The sequence below is a fragment of the Moorena sp. genome, from assembly GCF_982860115.1.
Genome location: NZ_CEYLVT010000009.1, coordinates 25274 through 39837, shown reverse-complemented (window position 1 = coordinate 39837; position 14564 = coordinate 25274). Strand labels below are relative to the sequence as shown.

The 14564-nt window shown below is 42.1% G+C and carries 15 protein-coding genes; 9 read left to right on the top strand and 6 right to left on the bottom strand.

The window, feature by feature from the left end; genetic code table 11:
- Nucleotides 1-43 precede the first annotated feature (43 nt).
- Both AC4II3_RS02985 and AC4II3_RS02980 read right to left on the bottom strand, forming a co-directional pair.
- The gene (locus AC4II3_RS02985) at nt 44-877 is read right to left on the bottom strand and encodes a methyltransferase domain-containing protein (protein ID WP_488010660.1); all 834 of its coding nucleotides are present in this window, start codon (nt 875-877) and stop codon (nt 44-46) included.
- Between the two features lie 368 nt (nt 878-1245).
- Complete coding sequence (locus tag AC4II3_RS02980; protein WP_488010662.1) at nt 1246-1905, bottom strand: class I SAM-dependent methyltransferase; 660 nt, start codon at nt 1903-1905, stop codon at nt 1246-1248.
- Between the two features lie 432 nt (nt 1906-2337).
- Between AC4II3_RS02980 and egtD the strand changes: the two genes are divergently transcribed.
- Nucleotides 2338-3369: an L-histidine N(alpha)-methyltransferase gene (egtD, locus tag AC4II3_RS02975; RefSeq protein WP_488010664.1), complete on the top strand. Its 1032-nt coding sequence runs from the start codon at nt 2338-2340 to the stop codon at nt 3367-3369.
- Nucleotides 3370-3461: 92 nt separating this feature from the next.
- Here the strand turns inward: egtD and AC4II3_RS02970 are convergent, their stop codons facing one another.
- Entirely contained in the window at nt 3462-3584 is a 123-nt protein-coding gene (locus tag AC4II3_RS02970) for a hypothetical protein (RefSeq protein WP_488010666.1), read from the bottom strand.
- Nucleotides 3585-3619: 35 nt separating this feature from the next.
- On the opposite strand from AC4II3_RS02970, the gene ovoA reads away from it, so the two are divergent.
- Together ovoA and AC4II3_RS02960 are read left to right on the top strand one after the other, a co-directional pair.
- On the top strand, nt 3620-4972 hold the full coding sequence (ovoA, locus tag AC4II3_RS02965; RefSeq protein WP_488010668.1) for a 5-histidylcysteine sulfoxide synthase: 1353 nt from the start codon (nt 3620-3622) through the stop codon (nt 4970-4972).
- A gap of 130 nt (nt 4973-5102) precedes the next feature.
- Nucleotides 5103-5348, top strand: coding sequence for a DUF433 domain-containing protein (locus AC4II3_RS02960; protein WP_488010670.1), 246 nt, complete (start codon nt 5103-5105; stop codon nt 5346-5348).
- Between the two features lie 31 nt (nt 5349-5379).
- Here the strand turns inward: AC4II3_RS02960 and AC4II3_RS02955 are convergent, their stop codons facing one another.
- Nucleotides 5380-5970, bottom strand: coding sequence for a DUF4126 domain-containing protein (locus AC4II3_RS02955; RefSeq protein WP_488010672.1), 591 nt, complete (start codon nt 5968-5970; stop codon nt 5380-5382).
- Between the two features lie 142 nt (nt 5971-6112).
- Here AC4II3_RS02955 and AC4II3_RS02950 point away from each other — a divergent pair, with 142 nt between their 5' ends.
- The gene (locus AC4II3_RS02950) at nt 6113-7399 is read left to right on the top strand and encodes a Glu/Leu/Phe/Val family dehydrogenase (RefSeq protein ID WP_488010690.1); all 1287 of its coding nucleotides are present in this window, start codon (nt 6113-6115) and stop codon (nt 7397-7399) included.
- A gap of 448 nt (nt 7400-7847) precedes the next feature.
- Here the strand turns inward: AC4II3_RS02950 and AC4II3_RS02945 are convergent, their stop codons facing one another.
- Together AC4II3_RS02945 and AC4II3_RS02940 are read right to left on the bottom strand one after the other, a co-directional pair.
- Entirely contained in the window at nt 7848-8867 is a 1020-nt protein-coding gene (locus AC4II3_RS02945; RefSeq protein ID WP_488010674.1) for a methyltransferase, read from the bottom strand.
- A 94-nt stretch (nt 8868-8961) separates the two neighbouring features.
- Entirely contained in the window at nt 8962-9447 is a 486-nt protein-coding gene (locus AC4II3_RS02940) for a tellurite resistance TerB family protein (protein WP_488010676.1), read from the bottom strand.
- A gap of 515 nt (nt 9448-9962) precedes the next feature.
- Here AC4II3_RS02940 and AC4II3_RS02935 point away from each other — a divergent pair.
- From AC4II3_RS02935 to AC4II3_RS02915, 5 genes are all read left to right on the top strand, one after another.
- Nucleotides 9963-10508 carry an EF-hand domain-containing protein gene (locus AC4II3_RS02935; protein WP_488010678.1) on the top strand — a complete coding sequence of 182 codons (546 nt, stop codon included), beginning with the start codon at nt 9963-9965 and terminating at the stop codon, nt 10506-10508.
- A gap of 151 nt (nt 10509-10659) precedes the next feature.
- Nucleotides 10660-11043, top strand: a complete 384-nt coding sequence (locus AC4II3_RS02930) for a hypothetical protein (protein ID WP_488010680.1) — start codon at nt 10660-10662, stop codon at nt 11041-11043.
- Between the two features lie 111 nt (nt 11044-11154).
- The gene (locus AC4II3_RS02925) at nt 11155-11532 is read left to right on the top strand and encodes a hypothetical protein (RefSeq protein WP_488010682.1); all 378 of its coding nucleotides are present in this window, start codon (nt 11155-11157) and stop codon (nt 11530-11532) included.
- A gap of 143 nt (nt 11533-11675) precedes the next feature.
- Nucleotides 11676-13337, top strand: coding sequence for a flavin-containing monooxygenase (locus AC4II3_RS02920; RefSeq protein ID WP_488010684.1), 1662 nt, complete (start codon nt 11676-11678; stop codon nt 13335-13337).
- Nucleotides 13338-13406: 69 nt separating this feature from the next.
- Nucleotides 13407-14564 (top strand): ATP-binding cassette domain-containing protein (locus AC4II3_RS02915; protein WP_488010686.1); only part of this gene is annotated, 1158 nt, incomplete at its 3' end.

Sequence of the window (14564 nt, the reverse complement as noted above, 5' to 3'; positions counted from 1 at the left end):
TTTAATTTTGTTAAAAAAAATTTTTGCACAATCCAATAATGAATTATGGTTTTTGAAAAATGATCAAATTTGTTTTTTGTTTAAAGCTAAATTGATTAGTTTCTGGCTTAAAATACTCTAGGATTTTTTCTTTAAATAAAGAAAGAACATCAACCGAACTATTAAGAATACATTTTTTTAAATAAACTTCTAGCAAATCCCGATCTTCACCATCAATTTTATGGTGATAATAAAAATCAATTACATCATACTTTACTTCAATTACATCTAAGGCTTTTTGGATATCTTCTGCTGTTACAAATCTTTGACAATTATTCGGATGTTCGTAATTTTCTATATAAAAATCATAGAATTGATTGTAACAAGAATCTGAACTTGCTTGATACATCAAAAAAACACCACTGGGTTTGAGCAATGTCCTAATATGCTGTAGGATATCCTGAATTTTATTAATGTCTACAGTATAAAATGAATGAATTGCCCAAACAAGATCGTAGTAGCTAGTTTTTGGAATTGCTGTTTGAATAGTTTCTGTAGATGATGCAAACGTGCCCTTTGCCTCGAAGTGTTTTAATTGATTAAATACTGAACTACATTGATTCAGACAATAGTCTGAAACATCTAGCAAATCAGATGATAGCTTGAGTTCACTATCAATTCTTTTATCTAATAAATTAGGAAAAACTCCTGTTCCACAACCTATATCCAAAAGTTTTATTGTATCAATTCCAAATGAATCGATTATTTGTAAAAAACGAGGATTATTAACAAGCTCTTCGTAATCTATCAAAGTAGTTTTAAACCAAGCGTCTAGATCTAGATTACTTTTTTGATAGTAGTCTTGAGAAGGATTCAGATTGTCACTGTTTTGTTTCATGGCTGTTTCAGATGTAGGATATGTTTTATTTTGGCTACTAACTAACTTAAGGCGGGATGGTGGAGCGGCACACCGTCTCGTTAGAATTTTACCACTTTAAGCGGATACTCTTTCTTTTTCAAGATAAAATAAAATTCCGGAGTGTGGAAGCATTATTTCTCCCCCCTCCATTTTTTGCGCACAAGTGCCGAAGTAGTCTAGCAGCAGTCGCAATTGTAAGGGGGAAAAGTATGCTGTGTTGGCACCAACTATAAAATTCAGTAACTGTTTCCCGAATTCAGACTCTTTTTGAAAACATTCTGTAATGTTTATTGTAAAATCATTTTTTTCTTGGAAAAACGGTAAATTGCATTCAGTTAGTAGTTGCTTTACATCATCGCTAAACCAGGGATAATTTCCGTATAATCGCTGATTTGCATGGTAAAAAGTTCATTCAGTAACTGTCTTTTAGCTACCCCTAAAATTCCCATGCCTCCTTCCCGGATAAGTTCGTAAATTTTCCGAAATAAGGTTTTAATGTCAGAAAAGTAGTAAAGGGAATGAATTAACAGTATGATATCAAATTTTTGACGTGATTTAAAATCTTCAAATCCAACATTATTAATTGTAAAATTAAATTTATGGATGTTATATATCCTGATTTGACCACACCATTCTTGTGCTTTCACACATTCTGTTTCGTTGGGATCAATGCCGACGAAATGGATAGTTTTGTTTAGAGAAAGAAGTTTTTCCAAAAAAGGTTTTTCAAACAATCCACTCCCACAACCGATGCTAAGGATGCTGTAATCTTCTTGTGAAGACATCTTCTCGTCTATAGCCTGAAGTGTCGCGTCAAGCATCATCTCTTGTTCGTTCTGCTGACTGCGATAGGCAATTTGGCCATCCCTATATTCTTGGTCGTTGAGTTTGACTATCTGTAGTCTTGGATCTGAGAATAAGTATGCGATCGCAGATTTTTGCAGTCTCTCCAGGGTGCCTAATGAATCATAAAAACCATCGGTAAAACTATCATTTGTTAATGTCATCTATTTTTATTTTTCGTGATTAATCTATCTAATTTGAAGTGCATCAATACAAGGTTCCCCCATTATGCGGTTATGTCTTACGGGGGTTTCACCCACTCGCGCTTTGCATTAAGACGCCGTTTTTCATTTGTCAGACAACTCAACTTCTAAAAATTAGTTATCAATTCATTATCTCATATTTGGTGCTAAAGTTAACCTGGATTGCTATTATCACACTATAAGTTATTTGTCAAAATAATTTAGATTAATTTTAGATGGGTTTGCCCTGCCCTCAGGAACAATCGACAAAGTATAGCTCCCTGGGTTCGCTGTCCAAAGTAAGAGCGATTCAAAACTGGTAAAAATTATGGTACTCTTAACCGGTGCTAATTAGAACATGTCTTAAGCAGTATAAATGTACTGTTTTTGGAAAACAAAATTTAAAAGAGTATTATGTCAACCACTTTTCAAGAGACCACAGAGAATCTGAGATTCAGTGAGGATCGCCTAGGAATTAACTATCTCGGGAGTGCCAACCTGCCTACTGCAACAGATGATGGCAAAGATATCATTCGAGGATTAACCCAAAGGCCGAAATCTTTGCCACCTCGTTACTTTTACGATGAAAAAGGCTCCCAATTATTTGAGCAAATCTGCGAGTTACCGGAATATTATCCCACCCGCACAGAGGCAGAAATATTACAACAGTATGCTGTAGAGGTGGCTCAATTGACGGGAGCTTGCGAATTGGTGGAGCTGGGTAGTGGCAGTTCTACCAAGACTCGCTTGTTGTTGGATGCCTATGAAAGTCAGGGATATCCGTTGCGCTATGTTCCTATTGATGTCAGTGGGGAGATTCTTGAGGAGAGTGCCAAGCAGCTGTTGCTGGATTATCCCAAGTTAAAGGTTCAGGGTCAGGTGGGAACTTATGAACACGCCCTGGGCCAATTAACTCCAACACCATTACCTAGACGGATGGTTTTCTTTTTGGGTAGTAGCTTGGGAAATTTTGCTCCTGAACAGTGCGATCGCTTTTTTGAGAAAATGATAGGTTTACTAGCACCAGGAGATTACTTTTTGCTGGGCATTGACTTACAAAAACCGAAGGAGATTCTGGAAGCTGCCTATAATGATCGTCAGGGGGTGACTGCGGCATTTAACCTGAATATGTTAGCACATCTGAACTGGCGTTTCCAAGGAAATTTTGACCTCGATCGCTTTACCCATCAGGCGATTTATAATCAATCGGAAAGTCAGATTGAGATGTATTTACATTGCCAGGAAACCCATGTTGTGCGCTTAGCCAGCCTGGATTTAACGGTTGAGTTCCAAGCAAGAGAAAGCATCCTTACAGAAATTTCTCGCAAATTCAATGTAGAGCAGATGCAGCACTATCTCAAAGGTCGGGGACTAAACACAGTTCAGGCTTGGAGTGATACCAAGCAATGGTTTGGTTTACTCCTGTGTCAGATACAGGGTTTGTAATCGACGTGTAAGCGATCAGCTATCAGCTCTCAGTTATCAGTTATCAGCTCTCAGCTCTCAGTTATCAGTTATCAGCTCTCAGCTCTCAGTTATCAGCTAAAGGCTGACCGCTGACCACTGACCGCTGACCGCTGACCACTGACCGCTGACCGCTGACCGCTGACGGCTGATCGCTGACCCTTGACCACTGACCGCTGACTGCTGAATATAGACACCCCTAAGTTTAAGAATAGTATTTGAAACTCAAACCATGGATACTCTCCAATCTACTCAATTCCCTCGCCTTGACAGCTGCAGTCGTGAAACTATTCTCAATTACTTTAAGAATTCATGGGAACTCGAAGATGTTCTGATGAAAAGTCTGGTTGGGGAAGAAACATTCTATATCAGTCCCGACCCATTAAGAAACCGTCTGATTTTCTATTTGGGTCACTCGGCTGTTTTCTACATCAATAAATTCCTTGGGGTTGGGTTATTAGATAAACCCATTAATCCTAACTATGAAATCCTGTTTGAGATTGGTGTGGACCCGGAAACTCCTGAAGAACTCGATCAAGCAACCAAAGATATCCACTGGCCGAAAGTGGAAGAGGTTTGGCGCTATCGAGATCAAGTGTATAGCGTGGTTATAGAAACTATCGAAAAGACTCCTCTGACTCTGCCAATTCATCAAAATCATCCTCTCTGGGCGCTGATGATGGGAATTGAACACAGTCGCATCCACTTTGAAACCTCTTCCATGCTGATCCGACAACTGCCTGTAGAGCGGCTTAAACGTCCTGAGAGCTGGAATTATGCTGTTTCTAATGGCAAGGTTTCCAAGAATGAAATGCTCCAAGTTTCTGGGGGTTCGGTAGCACTTGGTAAACCAGAAGATTATCCTATCTATGGCTGGGATAGTGAATATGGCAATCGTTCGGTAGAGGTTAAACCGTTTTTTGCCAGTCAGTATCTGATTACCAATGGAGAATTTCTGGAGTTTATTAATGATAATGGCTACGATAATCCAGATTACTGGGATAAAGAATCCTGGATTTGGAAGACAACCTATAATATCAAGCACCCTAAATTCTGGATACCTACTAATAGTGGTTACAAGTATCGAGCGCTGTTTGATGAGATTGACCTTCCTCTCGATTGGCCCGTTGAAGTTAATCACCATGAAGCCATGGCTTACTGTCGCGCTCAAGGGCAAGGAATTCGTTTAATGAGTGAAGCGGAGTGGAATCTTGCCACTGCTGGCAGGGATGAAAGTAGCACAAATTTCCAACAAGACCCCTTTGCGATACAGGATTACAATCTAAATCTCAAGTTTGGCTCACCTAGCCCAGTGGGTATGTTAGAAACTGCTAAAAGTCCTGCTGGACTCTATGACCTGCGGGGGAATGTATGGGAGTGGCTGAGTGATGACTTCAAGCCGCTACCAGGATTCAAGTCCCATCGCCTCTATGAAGATTATTCTGCTCCCTTTTTTGATACCCAACATAACATGATGCTTGGTGGTGCTTGGGTGACTACTGGAACAGAGGCATCGACATTCTATCGTAACTGGTTCCGTCCCTACTTCTACCAACATGCTGGGTTTAGAATTGCGGCTTCATAGCTTTTTGTTATAAAAAAAGGTGTAAGCATATGCGCTACTTGAGGGGCTACTTGAGGTGCTATCAGCTATCAGTACCGGACCTGTGGCGCTTCTTTTAACATTGAGTTAAATAACACAAGAATAACAAACTATGGACTATCGCCACATCATCACCATCGAGCCTGGTAAACGCAGTGGTAAACCCTGCATAAGAGGCATGCGCATTAAGGTCTACGACATTTTAGAATATCTGGCCGGGGGAATGACAGAAGCAGAAATTATAGACGATTTTTCTGAACTAACCTCCGAAGACATTAAAGCCTGTCTTGCTTTTGCAACAGAGGGTGAGAAAAAGTTAACGGCTCTCCCAAGAGACCCTCACCAACCACGAGTATAGGGCAGCAATTCTCACCTAAAAGTTATCCGCTTCAGTCAGGATTGTGGTCATGGCTTTGATCACTTATACGGGAACGCTTCCCTCGAACATACCAACGATACCAATGCTTAGCACTGCGAATCGCTAACCACAGTAGCAGCAAAGCAATTAATCCTCCTTGTTCAGGAGCATCAAAAGCTAAGATTATCAAAACTACGCACAGAAAATCCTGAAGAAATACTACCCACAGAGGTAAGCCACGCAAACGGTAGAACCATCCCACCTGAACTAACTGGAGTACGAAGGCTAATAAGCCGCCGACAATACCCACTACCCAGACAAATCCCGTTAGTTCTTCAGCAAACTGAGTCACAGCAATACCAAGAATTGCCCCCACTAGAGGACTCAAGACTAGCTGAACAAGTTGTAAGATTCGCTGTCCTAAGAGCTTTTTCGAGGCAAATAGCTCCACCAATGACCAAGTTGTCAAGATAGTCAGCAAGACTGGGGGATGAATCTGTGACAGTAACGGTACTTTCGACCAGAGTTGGTCACTGTGGAGTAAACCAATCACCAACAGGGGCAGGGCAATTCTCATTCCTGCCGCAGCGGAAGCTGAGAGGGCGGCGAGGAGTGCAATCATGAGCGTCGTGAGTTTGGCAAGAGGTTTAGTCTAAACCAGTAAAGCTTAGCATAATGTAACAAAATATACACTTTTTTTGTGATTAAATTAAATAACCAGGACTGGGTAAATGGTAAATACAGTTAGCTGGAGAAATAAGGGCATGTCTGAGTCATTATTTGCTGATGCCAGTAAACGATTGCAAAAATCATTGAAATATGTGTCAATTTCCGAAGATGCGATCGCACGCTTAAAATATCCCAAATCTAGTTTGAGCGTTTCCATCCCAGTCCGCATGGATGATGGCTCGTTACAGATGTTTCAGGGCTATCGAGTTCGCTATGACACCACCAGGGGACCAGCAAAAGGGGGAGTACGGTATCATCCCAATGTTTCCTTAGATGAAGTCCAATCCTTAGCCTTTTGGATGACCTTTAAATGTGCCACCTTAAATTTGCCCTTCGGGGGTGGTAAAGGGGGAATTACTCTCAATCCTAAAGCCTTATCGAAGCTGGAATTGGAACGGTTAAGTCGTGGTTACATCGATGCGATCGCAGATTTCATTGGACCTGATATTGATATTCTCGCTCCCGACGTTTACACCAACTCCATGATTATGGGTTGGATGATGGATCAATACAGCGTCATTCGCCGTCAAATCAGTCCAGGGGTCGTCACAGGTAAACCCTTGGCCTTGGGAGGAAGTATTGGTCGCGATACCGCTACCGCTACTGGCGCGTTTTTTGTGATTGAATCCATTTTGCCCAAATTTGACCAACTGCCTCAAAATACCACCGTAGCGGTGCAAGGATTTGGTAATGCTGGTGCTGTGATAGCGCAACTGTTAGCTAAAGCAGGTTATAAAGTTGTGGCTGTCAGTGATTCTCAAGGGGGTATTTATGCCAAAAAAGGCTTAGATATTCCTAGTATTCGGCAATACAAAACATCGAGTCAAGGCATTAAAGCCGTTTACTGTCGAGGTAGCGTTTGCAATATTGTTGAGCATGAAGTCATTACTAATCAAGACCTTTTAGCCTTAGATGTGGATGTGCTGATTCCTGCTGCCTTGGAAAATCAAATTACCGAAGAAAACGTTGATAATATCAGAGCTAACTATATCTTTGAAGTAGCAAATGGACCAGTAACCTCTACCGCTGACAATCGTTTGGAAGAAAAAGGCATCTATGTTTTTCCTGACATATTGGTTAATGCTGGAGGAGTCACTGTTAGCTATTTTGAATGGTTACAAAACCGCAGTGGACATTATTGGAAGCTCGATGAAGTCCATCAGCGTCTGAAAGAGAAAATGGTGGAAGAAACCGAAACAATTTGGTCACTTTCTCAGGAACTAGCGGTTTCCATGCGCACAGCTGCTTATGTTCATGCTTTGAATCGCCTGGGAGACTCCCTGGATGCTAAAGGAACTAGGGATTATTATTGTAAAACTTGAGATGTAGCAGTTATTAATTGGGTGAAGTACTTTGTAAGCATATGCGCTACGCGCACGCTGCGCGAACAGCTATCAGCGTGTCGCGTATCAGCCGTCAGCTCTACCAGTTTGACCCTGTGGGTGGAACGGCCATCTTGGTGGAATGGGCATCTTGCCCGTTACAATTTCCGGAGGCACTGTCTCAATACTGGCTACTAATAAAATCACGGTGAGTCCGTCCCTAAAGCACCCTACCCCATATTTACTATATAATTTCCAATTATATCATAAAAACTTATCACCAATCTAGTGACAAATCATGATCACATCTCTAATGGTTTGCTAATGCTAACGTTTGAGACTTTTATGATTTTAGCAACGGCGTTATTTAGTTAGCGATCGCATACAGTGCAGCGAAGCTTAATGATATTTTTACTGACTCCTTGAATAAAAAATATTCCGTGAAAAGTCAGGTTATACCAGGGTTGGCTTCAAGGATCACAACTGGAGACTCCATCGGTAAAATTCGCTGCAACTTGAAGTCAGACTGAGCCAAAAGTCGGCGAAACTCCCGCTCAGTCCGTTCTTTACCTCCTACAGATACCATCATTGATATGTCAAACCATTTGGCAGGGTGGAAATCGTTACCGGCAGGGATCAGCATTTCCAGAATGAGAAGCTTACCATGTGGAGGGATGGCTTTTCGGCAACAACTTAATAGTTCTGTTGCCTGCTCGTCGCTCCAGTTGTGCAGAATATGCTTCATTAGGTAAATATCATGACCAGCTGGAATCGATTCAAAAAAGCTACCTGAAACCAGATCGCATTGCTTGCTCACACCTTTTTCTGCTAGAAACGGCAGCGCTCCTTCAATAACTGAGGGAAGATCAAAAAGTACCCCCCGTAACTTGGGATTAGCTTGGAGAATTGATGCAAGCAAAAGACCATGACCTCCCCCTACATCGACAACTGAGCCCAAATCCTTAAAGTTATACACCTGAGGAAATTCTGCCGCAACAGAGACAGACAATGAGGTCATTGAGTTGTTAAACTGTTCAGCAGTTGTTGGATGGGTATTAAGGTATTCAAACAGTTCTAATCCGTTAGCTTGTTTAAAGGAAGCTTTGCCTGTTTTTAGCACATCCATCAGGTGCATCCATGCTCGCCAATTACCATCATGAGGAAGATAAAGGGCAAGATCGTGCAGTGAACCGGGAAAGTCAGAGCGCAGGCAGTCAGATAGAGGAGTATTGGTAAACTCTCCTGTTACAATTTTCCTAAATACCCCAAGCATAGCCAGACCTCGCAGCAGGCGGTATAGTGATGAGACATCGGTTCCCGTAGCTTCTGCCAATTCTTGAACATGCTTAGGTTGTTGAGCAACTAGATCAGCAATTCCAAGTTCTGCTACAGCCTGTATGGACTTAGCAATTATTCCTCCATAAAGCATTTGCTTCATGACTACCATTGGCATGAGCTCTTCTGTCATTTATCAAGAACACTTACTAGGTGAACCAATAGAAATAACCACAAATACCAACCTACTTGGCTACTTGTGGAAAAATGTTTAAATCAGGTTGATGTTACTTAAAAGAAGGAATGCCTTCCGGAAAGAGGAGAGAAATACGTTTTTCTCTGCTTTGGGCTTCCTCAATACAAAGTTGCTCAATCTGTTTAACAACCTCTTCTTCCACCCCAAGACGTTTTGCCATTTTGTAAACTGCTGCCCGCTCCTCTTCATGATATTCTCGGTCAGCAGAACAAGCCTGAATAGCAGTATAAAGAATTATACGACGACTATGTTTGTTGGCAATAGGCGAATCAGCTAGAACGTCAAGGATATCTTCATCAGCTGGGTAAGTTTTTGCCAATTCGTAGCCGGTCTTTCCAAATACAGCAGCACGACCAGCAATCCAGTTTCTTTCTTCTGGTTCTATAATTCCGTCTCCTTTTGCACAAATAAGAAGAGCTTTGATAAAAGCTTCATAGTCTTGATCCGGTGGAGTAGTTTCCACCCCATAAAAGTGATTTAGTAGCCAAACTTTACCATCCTGCTCTAGATTAGACATAATGTAATCTCGCTAATTTTATTTAATCAGAGTATATCATGAAGTATACATGCTGCTCTGAGATTGTGCTATGTGAGTTTGATATTATGATCAAGTTCGGATCTCGTCGATATGTTGGGTATTGCTGAATCTTAGAATGAATATGAGTGGAGTGGGCATCCTGCCCGCCCGAAAATATATTTAAACTGGCAAGATGCCAGTTCCAAGCAAGATGCCCATTCCACCTTACTCTTAAAATCATTCCATTATTAAGCAAGGTTAATTTTACCTCTGTTAGAGAAAGGTAAATCCCCAAATAAAAATCACAGCAAGACCTTGGTGATTTGATTAAAAATTATCAACAAAGACTTGACAAAGAGTATTGTTTATGAAATTGTCAGCAAGGATAGATTAGCTGTTTTTACCCTGACCATCAGCTGTTGCTGTAACCAAGGGTGTATTAATTGTGTCCCACTAGTTATCCTACGGAAAACATAGTGTAAACTTGAATTTATTACTCCCTGGAGAAAATAATTATGTTAACTGAATTTCAAAAGCAGAAATTACCAAGATTATTTACAATATATGATGCCGACAATAACGGTTTCATTGAGCAAGCGGATTTTGAGCGCTTCCTAGAAACCTACTCTCAGGTTGGCAGCTGGGAACCAGGCTCACCCAACTACAATTCTTTGCAATCGAAGTTAATGTCTCGTTGGGAGAGTATGCAAAAGTTTGCAGACACCAATCGTGACAATAGGATATCTTTGGAGGAATGGTTGGTATATATCGAGAATATCCTTAAAGACCAAGGCGCTTATGAAGCGGAAATACGGGGCATCGCCGGTTTCGTCTTTAGCGTATTTGATAGTAATGGGGATGACCAACTAGATTTGGAGGAATACAGACAGTTTTATCGCGCCAGAGGACATGATGAAAATTTGGCTAATGAGGTATTTAAACGGCTCAATTTCAAGGATGATGACTCCATTACTAAAGAAAAACATATCGAGTTAATTGATCAATTTTTCTATAGTGAAGATCCTGAAGCACCTGGTAATTTTCTATTTGGTCAAGGGTAGATATAACTGCGTGCATCTAACTTTTGTAAGTGAGATGCACCTCCCTACTCCCAGATCCGCTGTTCCTAGATCCGCTGTTCCCTGTTCCCTTTGCTAAAGCAATTTTTCCCTTTTTCCTACTCCCTAAATTCCCAATTCCCAATTCATAATCATGCAGGTGCCAACTAGTTCCTTCGACAAAATCAGCCCCACAGCTTTACTAGTGGCTTATGCCAGACAGTTTACCGATATTCCTTATGCCCAAGAATTAGCGCAATTGGTTAATGCTCAAGCTTTCGTAGAGCAGTTACAAAAACAACAGTCCGATAACTCCTTTGAAGTAGCCGTTTTATTTGAAGGTCGGTATAAAGCTATCAATCAAGTGATGGCTCAATTTCAAACAACTCAAATCATTGAACTAGCCTCGGGCTTGCTGCCACGGGGTATGGTAATGTCTCGGGACCCTTCTACAACGTTTATCGAGAGTGATTTGCCAGGGATGATAACGCGCAAACAGCAACTGGTGAAACCGCTAGTTGGCGATCGCTCAAACTAGCACTTTGTTGGGCTTGATGCCACTAGTCAACCCAGCCAATTCCCTCTCGATGTAGATTATCTAGATTCCCAAAAGCCCATTACTGTAATATGTGAGGGACTACTGCTGTACTTGACCTTACATCAAAAAGAGCAGGTATTTGCTAATGTCCGGGAGTTGCTTCAGGTTTATGGTGGTGTGTGGATAACCCCTGATTTAAATACAAAAGAAGATTTGGGTAGGATCCGAGGAAATAGCCCAGGTTTGCAAAAATTCAGCCAGACAGTCAGAGGGATGACGGCCACCTCAGACACAGATACTATCTTTGACAATTTCGATCAGGTTAGGCAGTTTTTAACGGAGCAAGGGTTTCAGGTTCAGCGGTATAGTATGCTCAATGTATTAGACCAACTAACTTGCTTGCAACCGTTGGGGATTAATCCTGCTGTTGCCGAATCTATACTCGCGGATTCATTTGTTTTTGCCCTTACTCCGGACATCGGAAGTTAAATAAGCGCGTTTATCCAGTAATCAGGTACAGTACTAGTTGAGGATTATTCCCTTAAGATAATCTTTAATATTGCCTATTGCCTTTTGCCTATTGCCTTAAAATGATAAGCAATGTCGCTCATCAGTATCAGAATTGCTATAGTATGTTAGATTGCATCGTGATTGGAGCAGGGCCAGCTGGTATAGTTACTACCAAAGAATTACTGGAGCAAGGAGTAGGCGAGGTAGTCTGTTTAGAGCAAGCAGAGGATGTGGGCGGGGTTTATGCCCATGCCTACGACAATTTAGTGCTGACTACCTCTTGCGCATTTAGTATGTTTTCGGACTTCTGGATAGGTGATGGCAATCAGCACAAATTCTGGACAAAGAACGAAGCAGTTGACTATTGGAAAAGCTATGCCAAACATTTTGGCGTTTTAGAGAAAATTCGTTTCAATTCCAAAGTTGTAGCACTCACTCCTGAAGAAAATCAAGGGTGGGAAATTAAATTAGCCTCTGGAGAGATTTTGCACTCAAAACGGGTAGCTTTGGCAATTGGTAACAACAGTATATCAAATTATCCAGAGTGGAAAGACTTATTAACTGAGGTGGAGTTTTCCCATTCCAAGGACTATCGTAATGCCAATAACTTTGCGGGCAAAACCGTATTAGTGGTTGGGGGAGGTGAGTCAGCTTCAGACATAGCCCTAGAAATATCTCGTGTCGCCAACAAGTGCTGGATCAGCCTTCGCAATTCAGCTGGGTGGATAATACCCAGGAAGAGGGGTTCCTTTGCTCTCGATAATGCTAGTCATCGGGGTGTATACGGTCTACCAAGGGACTATGGACATACTTTGACCCAATTGCTCTTTAAAAAGTGGTTGAGCCAAAATGAGCCAACTTACGACATTGCTGTTAAACTCAATCAGAAAGTTAAAGCTAAAAAAGGGCTCTGGGGAAGCTATGGAACTAAAAATTTCTCCTTACCCAAGGCAATTGTCTATCACGGCTGTCAAGTGGTCGGCGAAATAGTAAAGGTAAAAGATGGTGGCTCGACATTGATCGCGGCTGATGGGGAAACCCTTGAAAACGTGGATGCGGTGGTATTTTGTACGGGCTACAAAAACTATGTGTCTTTCCTACCTGAGCACTTGAGAAAAACTGACCCCCGGAGTCTTTACAAACATATCTTTCATCCCCAGTATCGGGACAAAATCGCTTGGATTGGCTGGGCACGTCCTGCCATTGGCAGTCAGTTTCCTCTTACGGAAATGCAAGCGAGATTTTTTGCCTTGATTTGCACTGGCCAACGAACTCTTCCGGCTTCTGAGGAAATGGAAAAGGTGGCATCTATCGATAAAACCAAATATTTAGAACAGTTTGAACATAATGCTGCTCGCATCCGAAGCTTGCTTGATTATCATATTTATATCGATGAACTAGCTGATTTAATTGGGTGCAAACCGCCCTTGTGGAAATACTTTTTCTTACATCCTCGGCTCTGGCTTACTATGGTATATGGTCCGACCCAAGGTACCCAGTTTCGTTTGCGAGGACCAGGCCAAAAGAAAGCTTTGGCTCAAGAGCTAATTAGGAAGTTACCAGTGAGTCCATTCAATCATGTCGTGGTTGTCAAAGCTGGTCTAAGAGGTCGTGTGATATATGGGTTCAAGGCTGTAGTTAAGGGGTTGTTGAATCCGCTCTATTTTGCTATGAATTTGGCCAGAAACAAAGGTCAATCAGGCTCATGGCTTAATCAGCGATGCAGCGCGGTCTTGGGGGTTTCCCCCATGAGCGACTGCATCAAGAAGGGCAGTAGGGAGTAGGCAGTAAACCCTAGAGTCAAGTTTTGTATCATTTAAGTTAACTCTGTTGACTTAATCCTCTTGAATGCCATGACTGACACTGTTCTTGACGTCCGTAATCTGAAAGTCCAATTCCAAACCGATGTAAAACAGGTCACAGCCGTTGACAGCATTGACTTTCAACTGCGTCGAGGACAAACCTTAGGGATTGTAGGGGAGTCAGGCTCTGGGAAATCGGTCACGTCTTTGGCCATCATGGGTTTGATACCCTATCCTGGTAAAGTGACCAATGGCGAGATTTACTTCCGACCCTCAGTTCATGAAAAAGAGGTAGATTTACTAGGGCTGAGTCGTGATCAAAAGCAGTCCTACCGGGGTGGTCAAATCTCGATGATTTTCCAAGAACCGATGACTTCCCTTAACCCAGTGTATACCTGTGGGTTTCAACTGACAGAAGCGATTCTGCAACACCAGGATGTTTCCCAAAAAGAAGCAAGGCGTCAAGCCATGGCTCGTCTTCAAGAGGTGAAGCTACTCCCTAGCGATCAACAATTGAGGGAGACTTTTCTAGAGGAATTCCGTCGGGAGAACCCTGGTCAAGCTATACCAGGGGAACGGCTAATTAATCGCCACATTAACCAGCAAAAACGGGAAATATTAAAGCGCTATCCCCATGAACTGTCTGGTGGTCAATTGCAGCGGGTCATGATTGCGATCGCAATTTCTTGTAACCCTGATGTGTTAATTGCTGATGAACCCACTACTGCTCTGGATGTTACCGTACAGGCAACCATTCTGGATTTGCTCAGGGAGTTACGGGATACCCGAGGGATGTCCATGATTTTTATTACCCACGACTTAGGGGTAATTGCGGAAATTGCTGACAGCGTAGCGGTGATGTACCAAGGGAAAATTGTGGAAAGGGGTGATGTCTGGAAAATTTTCTCTGAACCAAACCATCCCTACACCAAGGGATTATTAGCCTGTCGCCCAACTCTCGACCAAACTATAACATACCTACCAACTGTTTCTGACTTCATGGAGGTGGTAACTACTCCTAATGGAGAAGAGGTGATCCGAGAAAAATCAAAAGGGTTTAATGTTGACAGGTTCCAGCTTCAAACTTCCCCAGATAACCTACCCTACTCGAACGCTAAAGGCGAACAACCTTCAACCTTCCAACCTTCAACCTCCCAACCTTCAACCTCCCAACCTTCAACCTCCCAACCTTCAACCTCCCAACCTTCA